The organism is Stenotrophomonas sp. S49, from assembly GCF_016624905.1.
Taxonomy (GTDB): domain Bacteria; phylum Pseudomonadota; class Gammaproteobacteria; order Xanthomonadales; family Xanthomonadaceae; genus Stenotrophomonas.
In genome coordinates, this window is sequence record NZ_JACVUD010000131.1 from 1 (window position 1) to 9457 (window position 9457).

General features: G+C 68.2%; 13 protein-coding genes. 12 read left to right on the top strand and 1 reads right to left on the bottom strand.

The features are described 5' to 3' along the window. Positions 1-201 precede the first annotated feature (201 nt). The 9 genes from IAE58_RS18935 to IAE58_RS18975 all read left to right on the top strand — a co-directional run bounded on the left by IAE58_RS18935 (position 202) and on the right by IAE58_RS18975 (position 5721). Positions 202-1272 carry a nitronate monooxygenase gene (locus IAE58_RS18935; protein ID WP_199934554.1) on the top strand — a complete coding sequence of 357 codons (1071 nt, stop codon included), beginning with the start codon at positions 202-204 and terminating at the stop codon, positions 1270-1272. Continuing rightward, positions 1269-2069, top strand: coding sequence for an aminotransferase class IV family protein (locus IAE58_RS18940; RefSeq protein ID WP_199934555.1), 801 nt, complete (start codon positions 1269-1271; stop codon positions 2067-2069). The genes IAE58_RS18935 and IAE58_RS18940 overlap by 4 nt, the downstream gene beginning before the upstream one ends. A gap of 167 nt (positions 2070-2236) precedes the next feature. Further along, positions 2237-2497: a 30S ribosomal protein S16 gene (rpsP, locus tag IAE58_RS18945; RefSeq protein WP_108748975.1), complete on the top strand. Its 261-nt coding sequence runs from the start codon at positions 2237-2239 to the stop codon at positions 2495-2497. Between the two features lie 45 nt (positions 2498-2542). Next, positions 2543-3055 (top strand): ribosome maturation factor RimM, encoded by a 513-nt coding sequence (gene rimM / locus IAE58_RS18950; protein WP_108748976.1) that lies wholly within the window; start codon positions 2543-2545, stop codon positions 3053-3055. An 8-nt stretch (positions 3056-3063) separates the two neighbouring features. Next, positions 3064-3822: a tRNA (guanosine(37)-N1)-methyltransferase TrmD gene (gene trmD, locus IAE58_RS18955; RefSeq protein WP_199934556.1), complete on the top strand. Its 759-nt coding sequence runs from the start codon at positions 3064-3066 to the stop codon at positions 3820-3822. A gap of 154 nt (positions 3823-3976) precedes the next feature. Beyond that, positions 3977-4378 (top strand): 50S ribosomal protein L19, encoded by a 402-nt coding sequence (gene rplS, locus IAE58_RS18960; protein WP_005408597.1) that lies wholly within the window; start codon positions 3977-3979, stop codon positions 4376-4378. An 82-nt stretch (positions 4379-4460) separates the two neighbouring features. Continuing rightward, positions 4461-4832: a DUF6404 family protein gene (locus tag IAE58_RS18965; RefSeq protein ID WP_199934557.1), complete on the top strand. Its 372-nt coding sequence runs from the start codon at positions 4461-4463 to the stop codon at positions 4830-4832. Positions 4833-4856: 24 nt separating this feature from the next. After that, positions 4857-5288 carry a DUF1801 domain-containing protein gene (locus IAE58_RS18970; protein ID WP_199934558.1) on the top strand — a complete coding sequence of 144 codons (432 nt, stop codon included), beginning with the start codon at positions 4857-4859 and terminating at the stop codon, positions 5286-5288. 34 nt (positions 5289-5322) lie between these two features. Next, complete coding sequence (locus IAE58_RS18975; RefSeq protein ID WP_199934559.1) at positions 5323-5721, top strand: DUF1801 domain-containing protein; 399 nt, start codon at positions 5323-5325, stop codon at positions 5719-5721. 83 nt (positions 5722-5804) lie between these two features. On the opposite strand, the gene IAE58_RS18980 is transcribed toward IAE58_RS18975, so the two are convergent. Continuing rightward, positions 5805-7262, bottom strand: a complete 1458-nt coding sequence (locus tag IAE58_RS18980) for an MATE family efflux transporter (RefSeq protein ID WP_199934560.1) — start codon at positions 7260-7262, stop codon at positions 5805-5807. 62 nt (positions 7263-7324) lie between these two features. On the opposite strand from IAE58_RS18980, the gene IAE58_RS18985 reads away from it, so the two are divergent. From IAE58_RS18985 to IAE58_RS18995, 3 genes are all read left to right on the top strand, one after another. Further along, a complete protein-coding gene (locus IAE58_RS18985; protein WP_199934561.1) occupies positions 7325-7564 on the top strand; it encodes a hypothetical protein in 240 nt (79 codons plus the stop codon). Between the two features lie 9 nt (positions 7565-7573). Continuing rightward, positions 7574-7981 (top strand): RNA-binding S4 domain-containing protein, encoded by a 408-nt coding sequence (locus IAE58_RS18990; RefSeq protein ID WP_199934562.1) that lies wholly within the window; start codon positions 7574-7576, stop codon positions 7979-7981. Between the two features lie 161 nt (positions 7982-8142). Continuing rightward, entirely contained in the window at positions 8143-9336 is a 1194-nt protein-coding gene (locus IAE58_RS18995; RefSeq protein ID WP_233615046.1) for a cellulase family glycosylhydrolase, read from the top strand. The last annotated feature ends 121 nt before the right edge of the window (positions 9337-9457 follow it).

Here is a 9457-nt window from a genome sequence, read left to right on the forward strand (position 1 = left end):
ATCGGCGGCCGCGGCATGCCGTTTCGTTGATGCGCTGCTGAGACCACGCATTGGTAGAGTCGAGCTTGCTCGACTGCTGTTGGTGGTTCAGTCGAGCAAGCTCGACTCTACGTGGCGCGTGGTTCAGTCGAGCAAGCTCGACTCTACCCCCTTGCTGCGCGCACCATGGGGGCCTGTCTGCAACGATGGGCCGCCCTGCTGATGTCTGCTGTCACTTCCCGCGTCGAGGCGTTCTGCCGGCGCTTCCAGGTTTCCCTTCCGATCCTGCTGGCGCCGATGGCCGGGGCCTGCCCGGTGCCGCTTTCTGCTGCGCTGGCCAATGCCGGCAGCATGGGCGCGATGGGGGCGGTGCTGTCCTCGGCGGCCGATATCGGCGTGTGGATGGACGAGTTCCGCGCGGCCTCTGCCGGCCCGGCGCAGGTGAATCTGTGGCTGCCGGACCCGGCGCCGGCCCGCGACGTGGCCGCCGAAGCCGCCAGCCGCGCCTTCCTGGCCCAATGGGGCCCCGAGGTGCCGGCCAGCGCCGCCGATGCCACTCCGGCCGATTTCGAGGAACAGTTTGCCGCGCTGCTGGCCGGGCGCCCTGCGGTGGCCTCGACCATCATGGGCGTGCTGTCGCCGCGCCATGTGCAGCGACTGAAGGATGCCGGCATCGCCTGGATCGCCTGCGCGACCACGCTGGCCGAGGCACGCGCGGCGCAGGACGCCGGTGCCGATGCGGTGGTGGCGCAGGGCGTGGAGGCCGGTGGCCATCGCGGCGCCTTCGATCCGGCACTGGCCGAACGGCAACTGGTCGGGCTGTTCGCCCTGCTGCCGCGCCTGGCCGACCATCTGCAGATTCCGGTGATCGCCGCCGGCGGCATTGCCGATGGGCGTGGCATCGCCGCGGCGCTCACGCTGGGCGCCAGCGCCGTGCAGATCGGCACCGCGTTCCTGCGTACCCCCGAAGCGGCGATTGCCCCGGCCTGGGCCGACGCACTGGCGGTGACCGAACCCGAAGACACCTGGCCGACCCGCGCCTTCAGTGGGCGCCTGGGCCGCGGCCTGGCCACCCCGTATGTGCGCGCGGCGGCGGCCGATGCTGCGCCACCACCGCGCCCGTACCCGGTGCAGCGCGGGCTGACCGCGCCGATGCGCAAGCAGGCGGCGCAGCGCAATGATCTGGCGGCGATGCAGGCCTGGGCCGGGCAGTCGGCGTGGATGGCACCGGCGCGGCCGGCCGCCGAAGTGCTGGCCAACATGTGGCGCGACGCGCAGGCCCTGCTGCGGTGACCGTGACCTGCAATGGCCAGCCCGCGCAGGCCGACGATCTGCTGCCGGCGCTGGTGAACTACGGCCACTTCACCTCGCTGCAGGTGCGTGGCCATGCCGTACAGGGGCTGGAGCTGCATCTGGCGCGGCTGTCACAGGCCACGCGCGAGCTGTTCGGCAGCGAACTGGACGTGCGCCAGGTGCAGGCCTGGATGGCGCAGGCGCTGCAGCAGGCGGGGCAGGGCGATGCCTCCATGCGGGTGACGGTGTTTTCGCGCCGCTTCGATTTCCGCAACCCGATGGTCGCCGTGCCGGTGGACGTGCTGGTGGCGGTGTCCGCACCAGTGGCGCTGACCGCACCGAAGCGCGTGCGCAGCGTGGTCTGGCAGCGCGACTGGCCGCATGTCAAACACGTGGGTACGTTCGGCCTGTTTGCCCAGCGCCGCGCTGCGCTGGCGGCGGGGTTTGACGATGCGCTGTTGGTGGCGGCCGATGGGCAGGTCAGCGAGGGCAGTACCTGGAACCTGGCCGTGCACGATGGTCAACGCCTGCTCTGGCCGCAGGCGCCGGCACTGCGCGGGACCGCCGAGGCGCTGCTGCAGCGGTACTGGCCCGGCGCGCAGGTCATCCAGCCCCTGCGGCTGGCCGATCTGGCCGGTGTGAAGGCGGCCTTTGCCTGCAATGCCAGCGGGGTATGGGCACTGGAGGCCATCGATGGGCAGGAACTGCCGGGGTCGCAGGCGCTGGCTGAACAGGGTCGGGCGGTGCTGGCCGGTGTGGCGTGGGACGTGCTTCAGAAAGACGCGACGCAGCGGTAGCGCGGGGCCATGCCCCGCGAGCGCAGCGGTCGGGGGCCGTCCCGCCGGGCATGGCCCGGCGCTACCGTGCGGGTGCGGCTGGCCCAGGGGTTGGCCCGGCCGCCATCTGCCGCTATAATCGCCCGCTTACCTCGCCATTCCGGCGACTGGGCAATAGGAAAAACACCATGGTCAAGATTCGACTGACCCGCGGCGGCGCCAAGAAGCGTCCGTTCTACCACATCATCGTGACCGACGTGCGCAGCGCGCGCGACGGCCGCAACATCGAGCGCGTTGGTTTCTACAACCCGGTCGCCCAGGGCGGCGAGAAGCGCATCGAGCTGGACCTGGCCCGCGTTGACCATTGGGTCAAGAACGGCGCTCAGCCGACCGAAAAGGTCCGCAACCTGATCAAGGAAGCGGCCAAGACCCAGGCCGCTGCGGCCTGATCCTGACGGGCCGCGCTCTGGCGCGGCCCATCTGATTGAACGCAGATGAAAGATAACGAGCGCCGCATCCTGCTGGGCAGGATTGTCGGCGCTTTTGGTGTGCGCGGCGAAATAAAGCTCGAGTCCTGGACCGAGCCGCGTTCCGCTATTTTCCGTTACCAGCCGTGGATCCTGCGCAGCCCCAACGGGCAGGAATCGACGCTTGAAGGCGCTCGTGGCCGCGACAGCGGCAAGCATCTGGTGGCCCGGTTCCCCGGCATCGAAGATCGCGACACGGTCGAGGCCATGCACGGCACCGAGATCTACGTGGCCCGCAGCGCGCTGCCGCCGCCGAAACCCGATGAGTACTACTGGGTGGATCTGGAAGGCCTGGATGTGAAGACCGTCGAGGGCGTTGCCCTGGGCCAGGTCTCGCACCTGTTCAGCACCGGCGCCAACGATGTGGTCGTGGTCCGTGGCGACCGCGAGCGTATGATCCCGTTCGTGCTGCCGGACTTCGTCAAATCGGTCGACTTCGAGGCCAACCTGGTCGTGGTCGATTGGGACCCCGAGTTCTGAGTGTGAGCATGCGCTTCGACGTCATCACCCTGTTCCCCGACTTCCTGGCCCAGTCCGCTGGACTGGGCGTGGTCGGCCGGGCGCAGGAGAAGGGCCTGTTCAGCCTGCATGGCTGGAACCCCCGTGATTACGCCGAAGGCAACTACCGCCGGGTGGACGACCGTCCGTTCGGTGGTGGTCCCGGCATGGTGATGCTGATCGAGCCGCTGCAGGCCTGCCTGCAGGCGATCCGCGACGCCGACCCGACCCCGGCGCGGGTGATCTACCTCAGCCCGCAGGGCGCGCCGCTCAACCAGGCCAAGGTGCGGGAACTGGCGGCGCTGCCGCGGGTGGTCCTGCTCTGTGGCCGCTATGAGGGCATCGACGAACGCTTCCTGGAAGCCAACGTCGATGAAGAGATTTCCCTGGGCGACTACGTGCTGTCCGGCGGCGAACTGGGTGCGGCGGTCATCATCGATGCCGTGGCCCGCCTGCAGGACGGCGCCCTGAACGACGCCGAATCGGCCGCCCAGGACAGCTTCGAAGGCGACCTGGGCCTGCTCGACTGCCCGCATTACAGCCAGCCGGCCCAGCACCCGCTGGGCGACGTGCCGGACGTGCTGCGTTCGGGCAACCACGCGGCCATCGCCGCCTGGCGCCGCCAGCAGTCGCTGCTGCGTACCGCCGAACGGCGCCCGGACCTGCTGGATGAACAGGCGCTGGGCAAGGCTGACCGCAAACTGCTGGAACAGGGCCGCCAGGCCCAGAAACACAAGACCAGCCCCTAGCGCAGGGTTGGCTTTATCGGCTATCATGGCCAATTCCCGCCAGCCCCGGCCGGCGCGCGCAGTACCCACAACAAACGTGCAGCACAGTTCCGTGACTGCATGAGCCTACGTTGTCAGAACGACACGCCCACCCGAACAAGAATCGGTGTAACCCATGAGCAAGCTGAACAAGTCCATCGTCGCGGAATTCGAATCCGCCCAGATCACCCGCGAACTGCCGAAGTTCAGCCAGGGCGACACCGTTGTCGTCAACGTGAAGGTGAAGGAAGGCAGCCGCGAGCGCGTGCAGGCCTATGAAGGCGTTGTGATCGCCACCAAGAACGCCGGCCTGAACTCCTCGTTCACCGTGCGCAAGATCTCGCACGGCTACGGCGTCGAGCGCGTCTTCCAGACCCACAGCGCCATCATCGACTCGGTCGAAGTGAAGCGTCGTGGTAAGGTCCGCGCCGGCAAGCTGTACTACCTGCGTGGCCTGGAAGGCAAGGCTGCCCGCATCAAGGAAGACCTGGCTGCCGCTGCTGCCGCCAAGGCTGCCCGTCTGGCCGAAAAGGCCTGATAAACAACTTCGGTTGTTTCCGCAACGGCCACCTTCGGGTGGCCGTTTGCGTTTGTGCGCCGGCCGGCGCTATGTTCGCGGCATGACGACCGTTGAACAGCGTTACCCGCCCAAGGTGCAGGCCGCCCTGCGCCATCTTGACGCCGCGGGCGTGCAGCGCCGGCACTCGGCGCCGCCACTGCATCGCCTGCTGTGGCGCATGGGCGTCAACGCGCCCCCGCCGATCATCGCCAGCGTGGCGTCCAATGCACTGCTGATGGGTATCTGGTTCGCACTGGGCTGGGGCGTGCTGATGTGGCTGCTGGTGTGGCGCAACACCAGCCTGCCGTTGGCCGTGGCGGTGTTCAGCGCGCTCCTCGCCGGCGTCCTGTTCGGTCTGCTGATGGCGGTCGTGATGCGCGTGATGCGCCTGCGCCGTGGCCTGCCGTTATGGCGTGACCTGCCCAGCCGCTGACCTGCGACAACGGAGCGCTGCGCAATGCCTTCCAAGCCATCCGCCGCCGCTGCGCCGAAGCTGTTGTCTGGCGGTAATCCGCAGATCGCCAAGGGCGATGGTGATGGACCAGTTCAGGCCTACATCGCGGCCATGCCCGGCTGGAAGCGTGCGTTCGGCGAGCAGCTCGATGCCCTCATCAGCCAGGCCGTGCCCGGCGTGCACAAGGCCGTGCGCTGGAATTCACCGATGTATGGCGTTGCCCAAGGGCAGGGCTGGTTCCTCAGCTTCCACTGCTGTACGCGTTACATCAAGGTCGCGTTGTTCCACGGCGCGCTGCTGCAGCCGCAGCCGCCTGAGCCTTCGAAGCAGGCCACCACGCGCTATCTGCACCTGTACGAAGACACCGTGCTGGACCGCGCACAACTGCTGGACTGGCTGCAGCAGGCACGTGCGCTGCCCGGCGCGCGCATGTAGTTTCTCCTTCCCACCGTACCGTGCGAGTGCAGACATGCCCAGGAAAGCTGCGGAATCCACCGAAGCAACACGCCCTGCCTCTGAACTGATCGATGCGCGCATTGCCGAACTGGGCGACTGGCGCGGCGATGCGCTGGCCCGCGTGCGCGCACTGATCCACCAGGCGCTGCCCGACGTGGAAGAAACCTGGAAATGGCGCGGCACGCCGGTGTGGGAACACAACGGCATCCTGTGCACGGGCGAAACCTACAAGCAGGCAGTGAAACTGACCTTCGCCCACGGCGCCGCGCTGCCCGACCCGAAGGGCCTGTTCAACGCCAGCCTGGAAGGCAATACGCGGCGCGCGATCGACATCCACGAAGGAGAGATGCCCAACGCGACCGCGCTGAAGGCTTTGATCCGCGCTGCCGCCAAGCACAACGCCGCGAAGTAGAACGGTAGCGCCGGGCCAAGCCCGGCGAGCGCAGCGGTGGTGGCCAGACATCCGCCGGGCATGGCCCGGCGCTACCGCCGGCGCTATCGGGTCACGGCATCCGGGTCGGCTACCGGCGAGGGCGGGCAGGCCGGCACTTCCGACGGCGTGGCCAGCACTTCGGCCGGCGCCGGCGGGGTGATCATCCGCGCCTTGCGCCAGCCACCCCAGCGGTAATACGCCAGCGACAGCAGCATGGACACCAGCGAACCGGCCGGGAAACTCCACCAGATCGCATCGGCGCCCCAGTACGGCTGCAGGAATTCGGCGAACGGCACGCGCACGCCCCACAGCGAGGCGGCCAGGATCAGCAGCGGCGGAATGACCGCGCCGGTGGAGCGCACCACGCCGGAGATCACGAAGCTGACACCGAAGAACAGGAACGAGCCGATCACCACGTGGTTCAGGTGGCGCGCGATCTGCAGCGATTCGCTGCCCTGCGGCAGGAACAGCGCCAGCGAATACTGGTCCAGCGCCACCAGCGGCAGGATCAGCGCACCGGTCAGCAGGAAGTTGAACAGCACGCCCTGCCGCGCGGTGCCGCGCACGCGGTCCCAGCGCTGCGCGCCCACGTTCTGCGCGGCCATCGACGAACACGCCGCACCGATGGCCATGGCCGGCATCTGCACGTAGTTCCACAGCTGCAGCGATGCGCCATAGGCGGCCGCGGTGTCGGTGCCGTACTGGTTCACCATGGTCATTAGCATGATGACCGACAGCGAGATCAGCACCATCTGCAGACCCATCGGCACGCCCTTGACCACCAGCGCGCGCAGGATGGTGAAGTCGAGCTTGAACAGGCGCATGTCGGCACGCCCCAGCCACAGCGTGTGTCGCTTGTGCCGCATGTAGAGCAGCAGGCCGGCCAGCGACAGCGTCTGCGACACCAGCGTGGCCCAGGCCGAGCCGGCAATGCCCAGTTCCGGGAACGGGCCCAGGCCGAAGATCAGCACCGGGTTCAGCGCGATATCCAGCACCACCGATACCAGCAGGAAGCGGAACGGCGTGCGTGAATCGCCGGCACCACGCAGCGCGGCGCTGAGGAAGGCGAACGCATAGAGCGTGGGCATGGCCAGGAAGATCACGCGCAGGTAGGCCTCGGCCAGCGCCAGCGAAGCGGCCGGCGTGCCCATCGCTTCCAGCAGCGGATGGGCCAGGAACCAGCCGGCGATGGCAATGACCACCGACAGGCCAATGAAGAACGTGGCGCTGGTGCCGACCACGCGCCGGGCCTGGGCGATGTCGCGCGCACCGATGGCCTGGCCGATCAGGATGGTGGCGGCCATGCCGAAGCCGAACACCGAACCGATCAGGAAGAACATGATGTTGTTGGCGTTCGCGGTGGCGGTCAGCGCCGCCTCGCCCAGGAAACGCCCGACCCACACCGCGTTCACCGAACCATTCAGTGACTGGGCGATGTTGCCGGCCAGGATGGGCAGCGCGAACAGCAGCAGATTGCGCCCGATCGGGCCGGAAGTCAGGTCAAGCGGCGCTTTGGCCATGGGCTGGAGATCGAATGCCGGGAGGCGCACACTAGCACCAAGCCGGTTTGCGGGGTGTGGCAATGCTTCAGCAACAGCAGGGGGTGTGCGCAATTGTGCTGGCCTTGATCGTGGCCGTGCTGCCCGCATGTTCCATGGACGACCGTCTGGGCGATACCCAGATACGGCCGACCGACCGACCCGAATGCCTGGTGGGCAGCCAACGCCAGGATCTGGCCTCTGGTGTGAAGCCGTTGATCGGCGGCACCGGCTGCCGGGCCGACCCGGACAACCCGCGTCCCTTGAACCGCCCCCCGGAGTAGTTTCCGCCGATGTCCGAGCTTTCCCCGCTGCCCCCCAGTGTCCGCCTGGATATCTGGCTGTGGGCGGCCCGTTTCTTCAAGACCCGCAGCCTGGCCAAGCAGGCCATTGAAACCGGCAAGGTGAGCGTGGCCGGCCAGCGCCCGAAATCCTCACGCGCGGTGCGCGTGGGCGAGCAGCTGCAGGTGGACCGTGGCGAGGAACATTTCGAGATCCAGGTGCTGGGCATCAGCGACCAGCGCGGCCCGGCGCCGGTGGCGCAGCAGCTGTACGTGGAAAGTGAAGCGTCGAAGGCGCGTCGGGCCGAGCAGCGCGCGCTGCGTATCGCCGCGCGCGATGGTTTCCAGCCGCCGGAGCACAAGCCGGACAAGCGCGCGCGGCGGTTGATCCGCGCGCTGGGTGATCTGGACGCGCTTTAAAGAGCGCGTGCGAACCAACGGTTCGCACCCACCGGAGCGGGCGGGTTACGCCCAGCACAGCGAGCGGTAGCGCCGGGCCATGCCCGGCGAACGGGAAGGTACTCAGCCACCGTTCGGTTTTCACCCCGCACGTTGGATCTTCCTCTTCATGGAAGACCCGCATGGTCCTGCGCCGCAGCCTGCTGTGCCTTGCCTTCGCCAGCGCCTCCCCGGTGTTCGCCGCCGACATCACCTTCTGGGACGCGCCGCAACGCGGCGGCAACAGCTTCAACGACACTCCACCGGACCGGGCTTACTTCCAGGCGCTGCGGGACACCGGCGCGACCTGGGTGCGGCTGAGCCCGGACAAGTGGAAAAGCGCCGGCGGCCGCGACTTCCTGATCGGCGATGCCGACCACTACCAGGCGCTCGTGCCCGCCGACGTGGCGACCCTGCGCCGTGCGCTGGATGACGCGGATGCCTCGGGCCTGAAGGTCGTGCTGGTGCCGTTGTCGCTGCCGCTGCTGCGCTGGAGGCAGAAGAATGGTGATGTGGTCGACCAGCGCCTGTGGCAGTCGATGGACAACCACCTGCCGGCGCAACGCTTCTGGCGTGACCTGGCCACGGCCCTGAAGGGGCATCCGGCGCTGGCCGCCTACAACCTCATCAACGAGCCCGCGCCCGAATACGGCACCGCGCTGGCCGAGCACGCGCCCCGCGGGGCGATGCAGCAGTGGTATGCCAGCGTGCAGGACGGCCCGCGGGATCTGCGCGTGCTGTACCGGGGATTGATTGCCAGCGTGCGTGCGGTGGATGCGGACATGCCGCTGATGCTGGACGCCGGCTGGTATGCGGCGGCCGATGCATTCGAGTACTGGCCGGCGCCGCTGGACGATTCGAAGCTGCTGTACAGCGTGCACATGTACGAGCCGTATGCGGCAACCAGTGCACCCAACCAGAAGCGCGCCACGCCGTATCGTTACCCGGCCACGGTGCCGTTCGGCGCTGGCAGGCAACGCTGGGATGCCTCGCGCGTGCGCAGCTACCTGCAGCAGCCGATGAACTGGGCCAAGACCCATGGTATCGGCGCGAACCGGATGGTGATCGGTGAGTTCGGCTGCATGCGTCGCTGGCCGGATTGCCCCGCCTACCTGCGCGATGTGCTGGCGGTGGCCGAGCAGCAGCGGGTGCACTGGGCGTTCTATGCCTTCCGTGAGGATGGCTGGGATGGGATGGACTACGAGCTGGGCGACAAGGCCCTGCCGTGGTCGTACTGGCAGGCGGTGGAGAAGGGCGAGGCGGTGCAGCCACCGCGGTCGTCGCAGTCGCCGTTGTTTGCACCGATTCTGCAGCGGTTGAAAGACGGGATGCGTTGAAACCGCCGCAGCTGCTGAGAGCGTGCGAACCAACGGTTCGCACCCACCATAACGCCGGGGTAGCGGCGGGGCCAGGCCCGCGGGCCCACCCCGGCACAAAAGGCCGGGCGGGGGGGGGGGG